Source organism: Acidobacteriota bacterium, assembly GCA_039028635.1.
GTDB lineage: Bacteria > Acidobacteriota > Thermoanaerobaculia > Multivoradales > JBCCEF01 > JBCCEF01.
Genome location: JBCCHV010000067.1, coordinates 1 through 16099, shown reverse-complemented (window position 1 = coordinate 16099; position 16099 = coordinate 1). Strand labels below are relative to the sequence as shown.

Below are 16099 nucleotides of genomic sequence, written 5' to 3'. Positions count from 1 at the left end.
GAATCTTGATGTCAAGGTAAATTTTCGAAGCGACCGGCAGGACCGATGTGTCGGTCGTGAGCACTGTCCCCGAGATCTGCAGGTCCTGGGAGAACGGCGGCGCAGTGGGGGGTGTTCCCCTAGAGGGGAGCTAACGCATCAATCGCAGATACAGAACTGGCGCCAGCAGAAACCGCCGAAGGGCGCACAGATGGCCTCGCACTGGGCTTGGCTGCTACAGAGCTGGAAGATGAAGCCGTGCTCGTCGAAGAGCGGCGTCGCCGAAGTGAGCTGCGGCTCCATGAAGAACAGCGGCTCGGTGTCGCTCGCCGGCTCGGCGATGGCCATGATTTCCTGCGAAACTTCCGGAGTGGCTTGGGCAGCGGCCGTGGTCACGGCCTCTGGGACGTCGGTGTCGGCTTCATGGGCCGAGGCCGGCACGCCCAGGGAGATGACGAGGAGAAGGAAGAGAATTCCAGAGACTAGGATTTTCGGTTTCATCGAGAAACTCCTTTCGCGAGTATTGGTTCGAAACCTGATCCCCACTGCGCCGCAGTTTGTAGGTGCGATTGTCTCTGAAAAAGTTTATTGGATTTGCAAAGAGAAATTTTTTGAAATTTCGGCCGAATATTGTCCGAGGGCCTCGCCTGGGCGTCTGATCGAGCTGGCCAGGGGGCAGAGGCAGTCGGCATCCGGGGGAGCAGGAGGCTCCCCCGGGGAGGGCAATCAGTTGCCGGTGCCGTCGATCGGGTTGGCGCAGACGCCGATCATGCTGGCGCCGCCGACGACCACGGCGGGACCGCCCGGAGCGCGCGAGAAGCTGGCCTTGACGGAGGCCGGGCACGGCGGCCCGAAGGTCATCTTGTAGGTGACGTACTCCCAGCCACCGGCGACGCGGGTGTTGATGGCGATGATGTTGGCATTGTTGGGGGTGATGGTGACGGTCGGTCCCGGAGGGGCGGTGCCGCCGCCCTGGCGCTTCCACCGGTAGGTCAGCTGCACCAGCTTTTGCTTCTCATCCTCCGGGGGATTGGTGTCGGTGACGTTGAGGATGCCGATGACATCGGGGTCCTGCTGAGTGATGTCGATGTCGCTGCCGGTGGTCTCGCCTTCGAAGGTGGTGTCGGTGAGCAGAACGCCGTCTTCGACCAGGCGCGCCGGACCTTCGAGGTCGGCCCAGGAGCCTTCGTACCACCAGTAGTCGCCCTTGCGCGGAACCTCGATGGCGGGGGCCAGAGGATTGGCGCCGGCAAAGTCCCATAGCACCGTCACGGTGCGACCGTCGTCGACCATCCAGGCGTCTTCGAAGAGGTCCCACTCGCTGGCGCGGAGCTTCTGGATTTCGTTCGTGTAGTCGTCGGCGGTCTGCTTGCCACCGGCGACGGTGAAGGGCAGGGCGAGGACGGCGACCATGGCCGCCAACAGGAGGATTTTGCGCATGTCGGTCTCCTTGGGAGGGATTGCGGGGCGCCCGCGACCTGGTGGGCGCGGGCGGCTCTCTCTAAGGAGTCAAGCGAAAACGCGCTGCGGATCCGATGGTGCCTCGCCGCTTCCGGGGTAGGCTACGACCTTCATCCAAGTGGAGGTCGCTGCTGCCATGCACAACAAGCCCCTCACCGCCGACGAGCTGAAGATCCGCCACCTCGGCGAGCCCACCGTCGAGTCTCCCCTCGACCTGCCGGCGGCCAGCCTGGAAGCCACCGGCAGCTTCGTCGCGCCGGGGACCGGCATCCGGGTGAGTGTCGAGGTCGACGCCGCCGGCCAGGCTCTCGACCCCCTGGTCTTCGAGAAGGCCGGTCCGCGGAAGCGGCTGTTTTTCGACACGCGGCGGGTGCGGGCGGCGATCGTCACCTGTGGTGGCCTCTGCCCGGGCACCAACAACGTCATCCGGTCGGTCTTCTACGAGCTCTACCACCGCTACGGGGTGCGCAAGATCTACGGCATTCGCTACGGCTTCCAGGGCCTGAATCCTGAGGAGGGGCAGCCGCCGATCGCCATGACCTCGGACTTCGTGCGCCGCATCCAGCTCTTCGGTGGCACCGTGCTGGGCTCTTCCCGCGGCGCCCAAAGCTCTTCCGTGATGGCGGATTTTCTCGCCGAGCGCGACATCGACATGCTGTTCTGTGTCGGTGGCGACGGCACCCAGCGCGGTGCTCACGAGCTCTCTCGCGAGCTGGTGGCCCGCGGTCAGACCTGTGCCGTCGTCGGTATCCCCAAGACGATCGACAATGACATTCCCTTCGTCTGGCGTTCCTTCGGCTTCTTCACCGCCCTCGATCAGGCCCGGGAGGTGATTCAGGGGGCCCACGTCGAGGCCAACGGCGCGCCCAACGGCATCGGACTGGTCAAGGTCATGGGCCGCGACGCCGGCTTCATCGCCGCCGGGGCCACCCTGGCGAGCCAGGAAGTCAATTTCACTCTGGTGCCGGAGATCCCGTTCGACCTCGACGGGCCGAAGGGCTTTCTGGCCGCCCTCGAAGCTCGCATCCGGGCGCGCCGCCATGCGGTGGTGGTGGTCGCCGAAGGGGCGGGGCAGCATCTCTTCGAAAGCGCCGGCGAGGTCGAGCGCGACGCTTCCGGAAACCGTAAGCATCGAGACATCGGTCTGTTGTTGCGGGAGCGCATCCTGAAGCACTTCGCCGAGCGCGAGCTGCCGGTGGCGGTGAAGTACTTCGACCCCAGCTACGCGATCCGGAGCGTGCCGGCCAATACGGACGACTCCTTGCTCTGCGACGGCCTGGCGCGCAACGCGGTGCATGCGGCGATGGCCGGCAAGACGGATATGTTGGTCGGCTTCTGGCACGGCGTCTTCATCAATGTGCCGATTCCGGCGGTGGTGTCGCGCAAGAAGACCATGGCGCCGGACGGCGGCCTGTGGATGGGGGTCTTGGAGAATACCGGCCAGCCGGCGCGCTTCGGGGAGTGATCAGGTCCACCACTCGTCGGCGGAGGTCACGCACCAGACGAACCACTTGGCACAGCGCGGGCACTCCAGGCCCCGACCCCTGGGTGGTCCGTGCAGCTTGTTGACCTTTCGGCAGCTCGGGCAGCGATAGCACAGGCCCTGACAGGACTCGCAGCGCACCTTGTAGGCCTCGCCGATGCCCTTCACCATCGATTCATAGCGCGAGCGGTGGATTCCCGCGCCCTGTGGAATCGCTTTGAGCATGCCGAAGGGGTCGAGCAGGTCGAGGGCGGCGAAGAGATCCTCGCTCTCGTGACCAAGCTTCTTCTGGCTGCAGTGAGGGCATTTCTTCGGCATCTTCGGGAACTCCTCATCAGGACTGAAAGGTGCTCTCGATAGAGAACGCTCCAATCGACCGAATCCCTTGGAGAGTTGGTTCAGCAGCCTGCTAGAGTGGCTGTTCTTCTGGCGGCGGCGCCGGAAGAAAACAACAGCGCAGAAAGGTGAGACGGTCATGGCCGAGACGGCGAGCGGAGCGATCGTAGGCGTTCACGGACGCCAGATTCTGGATAGTCGGGGCAATCCCACCGTCGAGGTCGAGGTGGCCCTCGCCGACGGTTCCGTAGGGCGGGCGGCGGTGCCTTCCGGCGCCTCGACCGGCGAGCGCGAGGCGGTCGAGCTGCGCGACGGCGACCAGGCCCGCTACCTCGGCAAGGGTGTCGGCCAGGCGGTGGCCCACGTCGATGGCGAGATCGCCGCCGCCTTGGCCGGCTGGGACGCCCGCGAGCAGGTCGCCATCGATCAGCGACTGATCGCCCTCGACGGCACGGAAAACAAGTCGCGCCTCGGCGCCAATGCCGTTCTCGGCGCCTCGATGGCGGTCGCCAAGGCCGCCGCCGCTCACCATCGCTTGCCGCTATGGGCCTACCTCGGCGGGGCCGGCAGCCGCGAGCTGCCAGTGCCGATGATGAACGTCTTGAACGGCGGCGCCCACGCCGACAACAACGTCGACATCCAGGAGTTCATGGTGCTGCCGGTCGGGATGGCGACCTTCTCCGAGGCGCTGCGCGCCGGCACCGAGATCTTCCACCACCTGAAGACGGTGCTGAAGCAGCGCGGCCTCGGCACGACGGTGGGCGACGAGGGCGGCTTCGCTCCCGACCTGGGCTCGAACGAAGAGGCCCTCGTGGTGCTCCTGCGCGCCGTCGAAGCGGCCGGCTATCGACCCGGTGAAGAGATCTGGCTGGGCCTCGACGTGGCGGCCAGCGAGCTGGTGGAGGATGGCGCCTATCGGGTGGATGGCGGGCTGCGCAGCGCCCAGGACATGGTCGCCTGGTACGACGACTTGGTGGCGCGCTATCCCATCCTGTCGATCGAGGACGGCCTGGGCGAGAACGACTGGAGTGGCTGGAAGGCCCTCTCCGATCGCTTGGGGGAGCGGGTGCAGCTGGTGGGCGACGACCTCTTCGTCACCAACACGCGCATCCTGGAGCGTGGCATCGCCGAGGGCGTTGGCAACTCGATCTTGATCAAAGTCAACCAGATCGGCACCTTGACCGAGACCCTCGACGCCATCGAAACGGCCAAGCGTGCCCGCTACACGGCGGTGGTTTCGCATCGCTCCGGCGAGACCGAAGACACCACCATTGCCGACCTGGTGGTGGCGACCAACGCCGGCCAGATCAAGACCGGGTCGTTGTCGCGTACCGACCGCACCGCCAAGTACAACCAGCTCTTGAGAATCGAGGAAGCTCTCGGGGACGCTGCCCGCTATCGCGGCGCCGGCGTCTTCTACAACCTGCCCGGACGTCTGAGCGGCTGAGGCGCTCCGGGCGACTGCCCAGGGAGACTGGCGACGATGGAACCGACACGCGTTGGGCTGATGGGCTTCGGCCGCATCGGTCGCAACCTCTTCAGGATCCTCTATCGGCGGGAGGACATCCGCATTTCGGCGATCAGCGATATCGCCGATACCAAGGCCCTCGAGTACCTGCTGCGCTTCGACACCATTCTCGGACGCTTTCCGGAAGAGGTCAGCATTCGCGAGCAGCATCTCTATGTCGCCGGGCGCCAGATTCCGATGCTCTCGGGACGCGAGCCCGGGGACGTGCCCTGGGGCGACCTGGGGATCGACACGGTGATCGAGGCGACGGCACAGTATCGCGATCGCCGCCAGGTCGAGCGCCATCTCGAGCAGGGGGCGAAGCGCGTCATCCTCTGTGTGCCGCCCCAGGACCCGCCGGACCTGACGGTGGTGATGGGGGTCAACGACGGCGAGCTGCGGCGAGAGCATCGCATCATCTCGAATGCCTCCTGTACCGCCCACTGCGCCGCGCCGGTGATCAAGATCCTGCATCAGGCCTTCGGCATCGAGCGCGCCTTCCTGACCTCGGTGCACGCCTACACCAATCAGCAGCGCCTGGCCGACGTGCCGGCGGAGGACAAGCGCCGTGGCCGGGCGGCGGCGGAGAACATCATTCCCCAGGAGAGCAATGCCGCCCAGGTGGTGGAGGAGCTGCTGCCGGAGCTCGCCGGTCGGCTGTCCGGCAAGGCGATGAACGTGCCGGTGTCGAACGGCTCCGTCGTCGATCTGGTGTGCTGGCACGACAAGCCGGTGACGGAAGTGGCCGTCAACGAGGTGATTCGTACCGCGGCGAGCAGTGACTGGCAGGGCATCCTCGAGTACGAGGACGATCCGATCGTGTCGAGCGACATCATTCGCAGTGCCTACTCGAGCACCTTCGACTCCCAAGCCACCATGGTGCTCGGCGACCGCGTCTCGAAGACCCTCTCATGGTTCGACAATGGCTGGGGCTACGCCCATCGGGTGGTGGACCTGATTCGGCGCTTTCGCCAGCTCGACGAGGAGGCCGCCTGATGACGGTGCGAGTCGGGATCAACGGATTCGGCAGGATCGGGCGCAGCGTCTTCCGTATTCTCAGTGAGCGGGACGATCTCGAGGTGGTCGCGATCAACGACCTCTACGACAACGAGCAGCTCGCCTACTTGCTGAAGTACGACACGGTGATGGGGCAGTTCACGAAGCCGGTGACGGTCGACGAGGAGTCGATGACCGCCGGCGACGACCGAGTGGCGATGACCTCGATCCCGGATCCCGAGAAGATCCCTTGGGGCGACCTGGGGGTCGATGTGGTGGTGGAGTCGACGGGCGTGTTTCGGACGCGCGCGCCCCTCGAAAAGCATCTCGCGGCGGGAGCCGGCAAGGTGGTCTTGACGGTGCCGCCGAAGGATCCCGTCGACGCCATCATCGTGCTGGGCGTCAACGACGATCAGCTCGACGACTCCCATCGCATCGTGTCGAACGCTTCCTGCACCACCAACTGTCTGGCGCCCTTGGCGAAGGTGATCGACGATGCCTTCGGGATCGAAGAAGGGCTGATCACCACGGTGCACGCTTACACCAACGATCAGCGTTTGGCGGACGTGCCCCATCGCAGTATCCGGCGGAGTCGAGCGGCGGCGGAGAACATCATTCCGACGACCACCGGAGCCGCCAAGGCGGTGGCCAAGGTGATGCCTCACCTCGACGGCAAGCTCGATGGCCTGGCGATGCGAGTGCCGGTGCCCGATGGCTCGATCGTCGATCTCGTCTGTCGAACCCGCGAGGTCGCCGATGTGGCGGCGATCAACGCCGCCGTCAAGGAGGCCGCCGAGGGTGCCTTCGCGCGCATCATCCAGTACACGGAGGATCCCCTGGTGTCGAGCGACATCATCGGCAATCCTCACTCGTCGATCTTCGACGCCCTGTCGACGGAGGCGCGGGGGGACGGCTATGTCGGCGTCGTCGCCTGGTATGACAACGAGTGGGGGTACTCCAACCGCGTCGTCGACCTGCTGACCCGGCTCTAGCAGGCTGCTGAAGAAGTTCGCTGCGCGACTTTTTCAGCGCTGCTAGCTGTTTTTTTCAGGGGGCTGAGTGGAGTTGCCCCTCGCCTGCGCGGCCCGGCCCGAAAAAGTGCGATTGTTCGGCGGCCCGCGCAGGGACTCACCCCGTCCAGGGCGGCACCGTCTCACGGCTTCGCCGCCGGGCCGGGGGCGCCCAGCCCTCTCGGGCCCGGGAGCAAGTTGCCGATGAGTTTCTCAGCAACCTGCTAGAGCGGCGTCAGCTCCAGACGGACGGCGTAGTCCTCGGGGGCGATCTCTTCGCCGTGTACCGGGTAGGGATCGACGGCCAGCAGGCGGCAACGATGGCCGGCGAGCTCACCCTCCGGCTTCTGGGTGGTGAGCTCGCTCTCGAACGTCTGGTCGCCGAGGCGAGCCGTCAGGCGGATCGTCGCTTCGCCGGCCCAGACGCACTGCACGCCCCGCGGGCAGCGGGAATCGCCGATGACCGCTTCGAAGACGACCTTCAGATCACTGTCCTCGAGGCGCGCCGATTCACCCACCGCGAGACGAAAAGGCTCGCCGCCGGGGACGGTCATCGAGGCGGTGCTTTGGCAGGCGAGGGCGGTCAGCAGGCAGAGTCCCAGGGCATGACGCATGGCACCATTCTATGGTGACCGGACGGCAGGCGGATCGCGTCGGTGGTCGCTGGACTCCCCGGCCGCGGCGCCGGAAAAGCCCTGTGGTAGCTTGCCGCGAGCACGCGCATGTACTTTCCCTTCTCCCGTGAGATCCGCCGTCGTCTGGAGATTGCTCCGGATTTCATCGGCGACCTTGCCGCGTCGCGCCAGCTAGCGCGACGACTGGATCACGATCGCCAGGTCGCTCTTCATCCCGAGCGGGGCGTTCGGGCCGGCCTGCTCTATGCCCTCTTCGAGCTCCAGCGCTGGTCGGAGCGGCTGTTCGATCACTATGTCCATCAGGTCGACGGCGAGCTCTGGCGCCGAGCCCATGCCTGGCTCGAGGATCGTTTCGGGCCGCGCGCGGTGGCGGCGATGCTGGAGCGCTTTCGCGAGCTCTTCGGGGGTGGCGAGCCGCCGCGACCACAGGTCGAGGCCGATGGCGTTTCGGAGCCGGCCGGTGACGATTTCGTCGATCTTGCCGCCGTGCTGCAGCTCTGGCTGGTCAATCGCAATCCCGCGATGGCCGACCTGCGGGACCTGTTCGACGATCAGGAGCTCGAGGAGGCGACCGGTTACGGCGCCATGGTGGCGAGCCTCGAGGAGCTCTTCGTCCAGCTCCCGCCCCTCGACGGCGAGAGCCTTTGGGACCATTGCCAGCGTCCCCAGCGCCAGGTGCCGGCTTCGCTGCGCGATCAGCTCGAGCTGGTGACCGGTTTCGAAGCGGGGACTGCGGAACAGGCGAGTGCTCAGCTCCTGGCTCTCGACGTGCTGCGTGAGGAGGAGCGGCCGGTGTTCGTCCACGGCGGCCCGCCACCTCCGCCGCCGGAAGTCAGCCTCGAAGCGCTGCAGGAAGGGGAGGAGCGCTTCAGCGCCGACCGCCGCTGGATGCCCGAGCTGGTCTTGGTGGCGAAGAACGTCCTGGTCTGGCTGCACCAGCTTTCGCAGACCTGGAAGCGCGACATCACCACCCTCGACGGGATCCCCGACGACGAGCTCGATCGGCTGGCGGAGCGAGGCTTCACCGGTCTCTGGCTGATCGGCGTCTGGCAGCGCAGCGCCGCTTCCCGAACGATCAAGCACCGCGCCGGCAATCCGGCGGCGGGAGCCTCCGCCTACGCCGTCTATGCCTACGAGGTCGCCGACGAGCTCGGCGGTGAGGCCGCCCTCGACGATCTGCGAGAGCGTGCCTGGCAGCGCGGTTTGCGCCTGGCATGCGACATGGTGCCGAATCATTTCGGCATCGATTCCGACTGGGTGCAGCGCTTTCCGGAGCGCTTTTTGACCCGCCCCGACTGTCCCTTTCCCAACTACACCTTCGAGGGTCCGGACCTGTCGTCGAACCCCGCCGTCGGGCTCTATCTCGAGGATGGCTATTGGGACCGCAGCGACGCGGCGGTGGTCTTTCGGCGGGTCGATCGCCAGCGCGACGAGGTGCGCTACCTCTACCACGGCAATGACGGCACCGTGACGCCGTGGAACGACACCGCCCAGCTCGACTATCTCCAGCCGGCGGTGCAGGAGGCGGTGATCGAGCTCATCCTGGAGGTCGCCGGTCGCTTCCCGGTGATTCGCTTCGATGCCGCCATGACCTTGGCGAAGCGTCATATTCAGCGTCTCTGGTATCCCCTGCCGGGGCACGGTGGCGACATCCCGAGCCGTGCCGAGTTCGCCCTCGAAGACGAGGACTTTCAGCGCCTGATGCCGGAGGAGTTCTGGCGTCGGGTGGTTGATCGGGTCGCCGAAGAGGCGCCGGACACGCTGCTGCTGGCCGAGGCCTTCTGGTTGATGGAGAGCTATTTCGTTCGCAGCTTAGGGATGCATCGGGTGTACAACAGCGCCTTCATGCACATGCTGCGAGCCGAGGAGAACGACAAGCTCCATCGCTCCCTCGAGAAGATCCTCGAGTTCGAGCCCGGAATCCTGCAGCGCCACGTCAACTTCCTCTCCAATCCCGACGAAGAAACCGCCGTCGAGCAGTTTGGTCAGCAGGACAAGTACTTCGCCGCCTGCGTGCTGCTGGTCACGCTGCCGGGGCTGCCGCTGTTCGGGCACGGTCAATGGGAGGGGTTGAGCGAGAAGTACGGCATGGAATATCGGCGGAGCTTTCGCGACGAGGCCCCGGATCCCGGTCTGGTGGCTCACCACGATCGCGTCATCACGCCGCTGCTGGCGCGTCGGCGCTTGTTCGCCGAAGTCGAGCAGTTTCGGCTGCTGGAGTTCGCCACCGCCGCAGGCCACGATCGCAACGTCTTCGCCTTCGTCAATCGCCAGGGCGAGGAGCGAGTGGTGGTCTGGGTCCACCACCGGGCCGGCGAGACCCGTGGGCGGGTGAGCCGCAGTGTGCCCTTCGTTGATCGCGAGGGCGAGAAGCCCCGGCGCGAGACCCTCGGGGAAGCCCTCGCCATCACGCCGCGCCCGGATCGCTACTGGATCTTCCGGGATCTGGTCGCCGGCGGTGAGCGGCTGATCTCGGCGCAACGTCTCGCGGAGGACGGGCTCGAAGCCCGCCTGGGCTCCTATGAAGCCCGCGTCTACGGTGATTTTCGCTGTGTCCGAGACCTCGATGGTCGCTATCGCGAGCTCGCCGAGGCCCTCGACGGCGATGCCGTGGATGACGTCGAATCGGCGATCCGGCGGCGACGGGGGTCTCCTCTGCGCGAGCCCTTCTCCCTACTACTGGAGCGGGTTTTGGCGGAGCCCGAGGCGGATGGGCCGGAGCTGGTCGCGGCGATGACCGCGGCCTATGCCGCGGCGGCGCTGAGCGCCACTGCGAGTCGGAAGGCCGATGACGCTGCGATCGGTGGCGATGCGATTGGCGACATCGATGCTGCTGACACCGAGAGCGCCCCGCCTCTGGGGCCCTCCCAGGAGGTCGACCGGGTCGCCCCGGTGGGGGAGTCGATGCCGCCCGGTGGGGGCGATGGGGTGAATCGGGCGGTGGTGCGGGGACGTGAGAATCTGCGAGCCGTGAACCGGCTTGGGGCTGGCGACGAAGCGACGGAGCGCTGGCGGAGCCAGGACGCCGGGGCCGACCAGCGGGCCCTTCGCCTATGGGCGGTCGTCGAGCCGCTGTCCGTCATCGCTCCGGCGCGCGGCCGCGACTTGCTCGATGATGGCCTCCTCGTGCCAGTGCTCGAAGACCTGCTCGCCGGCACCGACGAGTCCACCGTCGCTGCTCTGCGCCTGTTCGCCGATCGGCGCCAGTGGTGGCAAGGCTCGGCTCCTCGCTCCGGCCCCCTGGCGATGGTCGACCGGTGGATCGAGGACGCTGCCGTCCGTCGTCTGCTACAGCTCCACCGCTTCGATGGCGAGTCTTGGTTTCGGCAAGAAGGCTACCGCGGCTGGATGCAGTGGCTGGTGGCGATGGCGGCGGTGGCGACGGCGGCGAACCAGCCGGTACCGGCCTTCGTCGGCCCCCTGCTCGAGGATCTGATGGCGGCGGAGGAGCCCTCCGGTTATCGCTGGCAGACGCTGCGCGAGATCCTCGGGGCGCCGGCGCCCACAGGGTCGGCGCAAGAGCAGGCAGTGGAGGAGGGAGAAGGCCTGCCGTCTGGTCGCGAGGCGGCTGCGCCTGGCGATCCCCAGCCCGGAGGTCCTGCCGAGGAGCCATCCGCTGACGAGCCCTGACCGTTCCCTGCGGGTGCTCGCTCTCGAGCCCTACTACGGCGGCAGTCATCGCGCCTTCCTCGACGGTTGGCGGGACCACAGCCGGCATCGATGGACTCTGCTCACACTGCCGGCCTACAAGTGGAAGTGGCGCATGCGCCATGCTCCGGTCACCTTCGCGGAGCGCTGGCGCGATCTGCCGGCTCAGCGATGGGACGTGCTGTTGGCGAGCGACATGCTCGACCTGGCGACCTTCCGGGGCCTGGTCCCGCTGCTGGCGGCGGTGCCGGCGGTGCTCTACTTCCACGAGAATCAGCTCACCTATCCGGTGCGCCGGGGGCATGAGGGCGATGGTCACTTCGCCTTCACCAACTTGACCAGCGCTCTGGCGGCCCGCGAGCTGTGGTTCAACTCCGCCTTTCATCGCGATGAGCTGATGGCGGCCTGGGATGGCTGGCTGCGGCGCTTTCCAGATCATCAGCCCTTGGGCTCCCTCGCCGGCCTCGCCTCGCGTCTGCGCGTCGAGCCTCCGGGGATCGCCGAGCCTTGGGCGCTGGAGCGCCGGTCTGACGGCTCACCGCTGCGCGTTCTGTGGGCAGCGCGGTGGGAGCACGACAAGGCTCCGGAGACCTTCTTCGCGGGGGTCGAGGCCGCCCTCGACGCCGGTGCCGACCTCGAGCTCTCGGTGCTGGGCGAGAGCTTTCGCGATCAGCCGCCGGTGTTCGAGCAGGCTCGCCAGCGTTGGGGAGGGCGTATTCGTCACTGGGGCTGGCTGGAGGAGCGCGAGGCATACCAGCGAGCTCTCGCCGAGGCGGATGTCTTCGTGTCGACGGCGCGCCACGAGTTCTTCGGCCTGAGCGCCGTCGAGGCGGTGGCTGCTGGCGCCTTCCCGCTGCTGCCGCGGCGATTGGCCTATCCGGAGGTGTTCGCTGATTTCGGTGCCGACTCTTTCTATGGCTCGGGGATCCCGGAGGACGAGGGTGAGCGCCTGGCGCAGCGGCTGGTCGAGCTCGAGGGGCGCCATCGCGGTGGCTCGCTTTGGCAGGGCGATCGCGATCGGGGGCGTCGGGCGATGGCGCGCTACAGCTGGTCAAACCGGGCTCCGGCTTTGGACAGAGCTCTGGAGGTGGTCGCCGACGGTTCTTACGAGGATCTGAAGCGCTGACCAAAGAGAGGTTCTGGCATGGCTCCGCCGAGAGGGCGTCGTCGACTGCGCTCGGGCCTCGTAACTCGCTCGGCCGGGATCGCGTTCGGGGCCCTGTGGGGTAGATGAGGGACTCCCCTCCGAGGTCCCCCTTCTGCTCGGACAGACTGCGCTCGGGGCTCATAACTCGCTCGGCCGGGATCGCTTTCGGGGCTCTGTGGGGTAGATGAGGGACTCCTCTGTGTGGTCCCTCTTCTGCTCGGACAGACTGTGCCCCGTGCTCGTTCGCCGACGCTCTCCCGTCTACCGGACTGCGATGCCTGGGCTATTGGGCGATCTTCGCGGGGGTAAGTGGTGAGGGCACGAGCCGCCGTCTCGGGGACACCCGGCCAAGGGGAGCCTGCACGATACGGGTGTTCAGGCGACGGGGGCCTGAAAAGGCGGGATGAAAACGCTTGCGGGACCCGTTGGGTGCCGCTATACTCCGCCCTCACGTCGGTCCTATCGACAGGCCGGCAACCGAGAGGTTGACGGGGCTTCGACGCCTTTGCTACTCTCGGCGAGTTTTCGCACCGAGGGTCCCCGCCCGGGGACCGTGGTGACTTTTTCGTCTTCGGACAGTCCCTGAGCCGCTGAGCCAGGGTAGGTCGAAAGTGGGGCCGCGTAAGGCTCACGGAGCCGTGCGCAGGCCTCGACATGCTTCATGGAGTTCCATGAGGCCGAGGAGAGCTGACGCATGCCTACGATTCAACAGCTGGTGCGCAAGGGCCGCCAGCGCATCAAGTCGAAGACGAAGAGCCCGGCTCTGCAAGCTTGCCCGCAGCGTCGCGGTGTTTGCGTGCGCGTCTATACCCAGACGCCGAAGAAGCCGAACTCGGCGCTGCGTAAGGTGGCCCGTGTGCGGTTGACCAACGGCATCGAGGTGACGACTTATATCCCGGGTGTGGGCCACAACCTGCAGGAGCACTCGATCGTCCTGATTCGTGGCGGTCGTGTGAAGGATCTGCCCGGTGTTCGCTATCACGTGATCCGTGGCACCTTGGACGCCGTTGGCGTCGACGGTCGCCGTCAGGGTCGCTCGAAGTACGGCGCGAAGCGTCCGAAGGCCTAGGAACTGGAGTCAAGCGATGCCGAGAAGACGTGAAGTCCCCAAGCGCGAGATCCTTGCCGATCCGGTCTACAACTCGCAGTTGGTCACCAAGTTCGTGAACGTCCTGATGGAGGACGGTAAGAAGGCGGTGGCCGAGCGCATTCTCTACGATGCCCTTGAGTCCATCGGCGAGCGCTCCGGCGACGATCCCATGAAGGTCTTCAAGCGCGCCGTCGAGAACGTCAAGCCGGCGGTCGAGGTGAAGTCCCGCCGCGTCGGCGGCTCGACCTACCAGGTGCCCATCGAGGTGCGCCCGGGGCGCCGCCTGGCCCTGTCCATGCGCTGGATCATCGCCGCCGCCAAGGGGCGCGGTGAGAAGACCATGCGTCAACGCCTGGCGGGCGAGCTCTCGGAAGCCGCCGAGGGGCGTGGTGGCGCGGTCAAGAAGCGGGAAGACACCCATCGCATGGCGGATGCCAACAAGGCGTTCTCCCACTATCGCTGGTAGCTCCTTTTATAGCTGGCGAGTTTTCGAGGAATCCGGTTTCGAGAGGGGCGGTGTCGGCGCTGGCCGGCGCTGCTCCTGAGAGCACATAAGAGATTTTCAGACCATGGCACGCAAAGTACCCCTGCCCAAGACGCGCAACATCGGCATCATGGCCCACATCGATGCGGGCAAGACGACGACGACGGAGCGCATCCTTTTCTACACGGGCGTCAACTACAAGATCGGTGAGGTCCACGAGGGCACCGCCACGATGGACTGGATGGCCCAGGAGCAGGAGCGGGGCATCACCATCACCTCGGCGGCTACCCAGTGCAGCTGGAACGACTATCTGATCAACATCATCGATACGCCGGGACACGTCGACTTCACCGCCGAGGTGGAGCGCTCCCTGCGCGTGTTGGACGGTGCCGTGGCGGTGTTCGATGCGGTGGCCGGAGTCGAGCCCCAGTCCGAGACGGTATGGCGTCAGGCGGACGGTTATCGGGTGCCTCGCATCGCCTTCGTCAACAAGATGGATCGCGTCGGAGCCGACTTCGATCGCACCATCGACATGATGAAGTCGCGGCTCGGTGCCAAGCCGGTGGCCCTGCAGATTCCTTGGGGCGCCGAGGATCGTATGCAGGGGGTCATCGACCTGATCCGCATGAAGGGCATTCTGTACAAGACCGAGACCATGGGGGCCGACTACGAGTTGGTCGACATCCCCGAGGAACTGGCGGCGGAGGCCCTGAAGCGCCGTGAGGAGATGGTCGAGGCGGTGGCCGAGACGGACGATGCCCTGCTCGAGAAGTATCTCTCCGGCGAAGAGGTGACGGATGACGAGCTCAAGGAAGCGCTGCGCCGGGCGACCATCGCCAACAGCCTGCAGCCGGTGCTTTGCGGCACCGCCTTCAAGAACAAGGGCGTGCAGCCGCTGCTCGATGCGGTGGTGGACTACCTGCCGTCGCCGGTCGACGTGCCGCCGGTGGAGGGCACCGAGCCGGGCGAGGAGACGGTAGTCACCCGTCCTTCTTCCGACGATGAGCCCTTCTCGGCCCTGGTCTTCAAGATCATGACCGACCCCTTCGTCGGTCAGCTCGCCTTCTTCCGCGTCTACTCCGGCTCGATCGAGTCCGGAACTGCGGTGCTCAACGTCAACCGCGGCAAGAAAGAGCGTCTCGGCCGCATCCTCAAGATGCACGCCAACAAGCGCGAAGAGATCTCGGTGGTCTACGCCGGCGACATCGCCGCCGCCGTCGGCCTCAAGGACGTCACCACCGGCGACACCATCTGTGATTCGAATGCGCCGGTCGTGCTCGAGTCGATGAGCTTCCCGGAGCCGGTGATCTCGGTGTCCATCGAGCCCAAGACCAAGGCCGACCAAGAAAAGCTCAGCGTCGCCCTCGGCAAGCTCACCAAGGAAGACCCGACCTTCCGGGTGCACACCGACCCGGATACCGGCCAGACCTTGATCTCCGGCATGGGCGAGCTGCACCTCGAGATCATCACCGATCGTCTGGTGCGCGAGTTCAACGTCGGCGCCAACATCGGCAAGCCGCAGGTCGCCTACAAGGAGACCATCACGCGCGAGGCCGAGGGCGAAGGCCGTTTCGTGCGTCAGAGCGGCGGTCGCGGCCAGTTCGGCCACGCCAAGATTCGCATCCGCCCGGTCGAGGGCGACGAGTTCGTCTTCAACAACAAGATCGTCGGCGGCGTGATCCCGCGGGAGTACATCAAGCCGGTGGAGCAGGGCATCCGCGAGGCGATGGAGTCTGGCCCCCTGGCGGGATACCCGATCACCGGCCTCGAGGTCGACCTGTACGACGGCTCTTTCCACGATGTCGACTCGTCCGAGATGGCCTTCAAGGTCGCTGGCTCGATGGCTTTCCAGGATGGCAGCAAGAAGGCCAAGCCGGTGCTGATGGAGCCGATCATGGCGGTCGAGGTGGTCACCCCGGAGGAGTACATGGGGGACGTCATCGGCGACATCACCTCGCGTCGCGGACGGGTGCAACAGATGGAAGCGCGGGCCAACTCGCAGGTCATCACCTGCCGGGTGCCGCTGTCGGAAATGTTCGGTTATGCCACGGACCTGCGTTCGGTCACCCAGGGCCGAGCCAACTACACGATGCAGTTCGCTTCGTACGAGCAGGCTCCGAAGAGTGTCAGTGAGGAGCTGGTGGCAAAGGCCGCCGGCTGATTCCCGGAGCGTAGGAGGGGACCATGGGTAAGGAAAAGTTTGAGCGCACAAAGCCGCACGTGAACGTGGGTACGATCGGTCACGTCGATCACGGTAAGACGACGTTGACGGCGGCGATCACGACGGTGTTGGCCTCTCAGGGTCTTGCGGAGACGGTGGCCT

At 66.2% G+C, this 16099-nt stretch carries 14 protein-coding genes; 10 read left to right on the top strand and 4 right to left on the bottom strand.

From position 1 onward, the window contains the following. Nucleotides 1–138 precede the first annotated feature (138 nt). Together AAF604_21355 and AAF604_21350 are read right to left on the bottom strand one after the other, a co-directional pair. Nucleotides 139–480: a hypothetical protein gene (locus AAF604_21355; GenBank protein MEM7052228.1), complete on the bottom strand. Its 342-nt coding sequence runs from the start codon at nt 478–480 to the stop codon at nt 139–141. 225 nt (nt 481–705) lie between these two features. Continuing rightward, nucleotides 706–1419: a hypothetical protein gene (locus AAF604_21350; GenBank protein MEM7052227.1), complete on the bottom strand. Its 714-nt coding sequence runs from the start codon at nt 1417–1419 to the stop codon at nt 706–708. A gap of 157 nt (nt 1420–1576) precedes the next feature. On the opposite strand from AAF604_21350, the gene AAF604_21345 reads away from it, so the two are divergent. Continuing rightward, complete coding sequence (locus AAF604_21345) at nt 1577–2905, top strand: ATP-dependent 6-phosphofructokinase (GenBank protein ID MEM7052226.1); 1329 nt, start codon at nt 1577–1579, stop codon at nt 2903–2905. On the opposite strand, the gene AAF604_21340 is transcribed toward AAF604_21345, so the two are convergent. Then, complete coding sequence (locus AAF604_21340; GenBank protein MEM7052225.1) at nt 2906–3241, bottom strand: hypothetical protein; 336 nt, start codon at nt 3239–3241, stop codon at nt 2906–2908. A gap of 157 nt (nt 3242–3398) precedes the next feature. Between AAF604_21340 and eno the strand changes: the two genes are divergently transcribed. Genes eno through gap form a run of 3 tightly spaced genes read left to right on the top strand, consistent with a single transcriptional unit; the run spans nt 3399 to nt 6754 of the window. After that, the gene (eno, locus tag AAF604_21335) at nt 3399–4706 is read left to right on the top strand and encodes a phosphopyruvate hydratase (GenBank protein ID MEM7052224.1); all 1308 of its coding nucleotides are present in this window, start codon (nt 3399–3401) and stop codon (nt 4704–4706) included. Nucleotides 4707–4742: 36 nt separating this feature from the next. Next, nucleotides 4743–5762, top strand: coding sequence for a glyceraldehyde 3-phosphate dehydrogenase NAD-binding domain-containing protein (locus tag AAF604_21330; GenBank protein MEM7052223.1), 1020 nt, complete (start codon nt 4743–4745; stop codon nt 5760–5762). Then, nucleotides 5762–6754 (top strand): type I glyceraldehyde-3-phosphate dehydrogenase, encoded by a 993-nt coding sequence (gap, locus tag AAF604_21325; GenBank protein MEM7052222.1) that lies wholly within the window; start codon nt 5762–5764, stop codon nt 6752–6754. The genes AAF604_21330 and gap overlap by 1 nt, the downstream gene beginning before the upstream one ends. A 242-nt stretch (nt 6755–6996) precedes the next feature. Here gap and AAF604_21320 read toward each other — a convergent pair whose 3' ends face one another. Then, the gene (locus AAF604_21320; GenBank protein ID MEM7052221.1) at nt 6997–7386 is read right to left on the bottom strand and encodes a hypothetical protein; all 390 of its coding nucleotides are present in this window, start codon (nt 7384–7386) and stop codon (nt 6997–6999) included. Between the two features lie 108 nt (nt 7387–7494). Between AAF604_21320 and AAF604_21315 the strand changes: the two genes are divergently transcribed. The 6 genes from AAF604_21315 to AAF604_21290 form a co-directional block, all read left to right on the top strand. Then, nucleotides 7495–11037, top strand: a complete 3543-nt coding sequence (locus AAF604_21315) for an alpha-amylase family glycosyl hydrolase (protein MEM7052220.1) — start codon at nt 7495–7497, stop codon at nt 11035–11037. A gap of 13 nt (nt 11038–11050) precedes the next feature. After that, nucleotides 11051–12181, top strand: coding sequence for a DUF3524 domain-containing protein (locus AAF604_21310; GenBank protein MEM7052219.1), 1131 nt, complete (start codon nt 11051–11053; stop codon nt 12179–12181). Nucleotides 12182–12896: 715 nt separating this feature from the next. Further along, nucleotides 12897–13271 carry a 30S ribosomal protein S12 gene (gene rpsL, locus AAF604_21305; GenBank protein MEM7052218.1) on the top strand — a complete coding sequence of 125 codons (375 nt, stop codon included), beginning with the start codon at nt 12897–12899 and terminating at the stop codon, nt 13269–13271. 16 nt (nt 13272–13287) lie between these two features. Beyond that, nucleotides 13288–13758 carry a 30S ribosomal protein S7 gene (gene rpsG, locus AAF604_21300; GenBank protein MEM7052217.1) on the top strand — a complete coding sequence of 157 codons (471 nt, stop codon included), beginning with the start codon at nt 13288–13290 and terminating at the stop codon, nt 13756–13758. A 103-nt stretch (nt 13759–13861) separates the two neighbouring features. Next, nucleotides 13862–15937 (top strand): elongation factor G, encoded by a 2076-nt coding sequence (gene fusA, locus AAF604_21295; protein ID MEM7052216.1) that lies wholly within the window; start codon nt 13862–13864, stop codon nt 15935–15937. Between the two features lie 23 nt (nt 15938–15960). Beyond that, nucleotides 15961–16099, top strand: a 139-nt coding sequence (locus AAF604_21290) for a GTP-binding protein (GenBank protein MEM7052215.1), incomplete at its 3' end; no start/stop codon positions are given.

What these genes read in the sequence shown, in the direction of transcription:
- AAF604_21355 (MEM7052228.1), bottom strand. Translation starts at nt 480, where the DNA reads ATGAAACCGAAAATCCTAGTCTCTGGAATTCTCTTCCTTCTCCTCGTC.
- AAF604_21350 (MEM7052227.1), bottom strand. Translation starts at nt 1,419, where the DNA reads ATGCGCAAAATCCTCCTGTTGGCGGCCATGGTCGCCGTCCTCGCCCTG.
- AAF604_21345 (MEM7052226.1), top strand. Translation starts at nt 1,577, where the DNA reads ATGCACAACAAGCCCCTCACCGCCGACGAGCTGAAGATCCGCCACCTC.
- AAF604_21340 (MEM7052225.1), bottom strand. Translation starts at nt 3,241, where the DNA reads ATGCCGAAGAAATGCCCTCACTGCAGCCAGAAGAAGCTTGGTCACGAG.
- eno (MEM7052224.1), top strand. Translation starts at nt 3,399, where the DNA reads ATGGCCGAGACGGCGAGCGGAGCGATCGTAGGCGTTCACGGACGCCAG.
- AAF604_21330 (MEM7052223.1), top strand. Translation starts at nt 4,743, where the DNA reads ATGGAACCGACACGCGTTGGGCTGATGGGCTTCGGCCGCATCGGTCGC.
- gap (MEM7052222.1), top strand. Translation starts at nt 5,762, where the DNA reads ATGACGGTGCGAGTCGGGATCAACGGATTCGGCAGGATCGGGCGCAGC.
- AAF604_21320 (MEM7052221.1), bottom strand. Translation starts at nt 7,386, where the DNA reads ATGCGTCATGCCCTGGGACTCTGCCTGCTGACCGCCCTCGCCTGCCAA.
- AAF604_21315 (MEM7052220.1), top strand. Translation starts at nt 7,495, where the DNA reads ATGTACTTTCCCTTCTCCCGTGAGATCCGCCGTCGTCTGGAGATTGCT.
- rpsL (MEM7052218.1), top strand. Translation starts at nt 12,897, where the DNA reads ATGCCTACGATTCAACAGCTGGTGCGCAAGGGCCGCCAGCGCATCAAG.
- rpsG (MEM7052217.1), top strand. Translation starts at nt 13,288, where the DNA reads ATGCCGAGAAGACGTGAAGTCCCCAAGCGCGAGATCCTTGCCGATCCG.
- fusA (MEM7052216.1), top strand. Translation starts at nt 13,862, where the DNA reads ATGGCACGCAAAGTACCCCTGCCCAAGACGCGCAACATCGGCATCATG.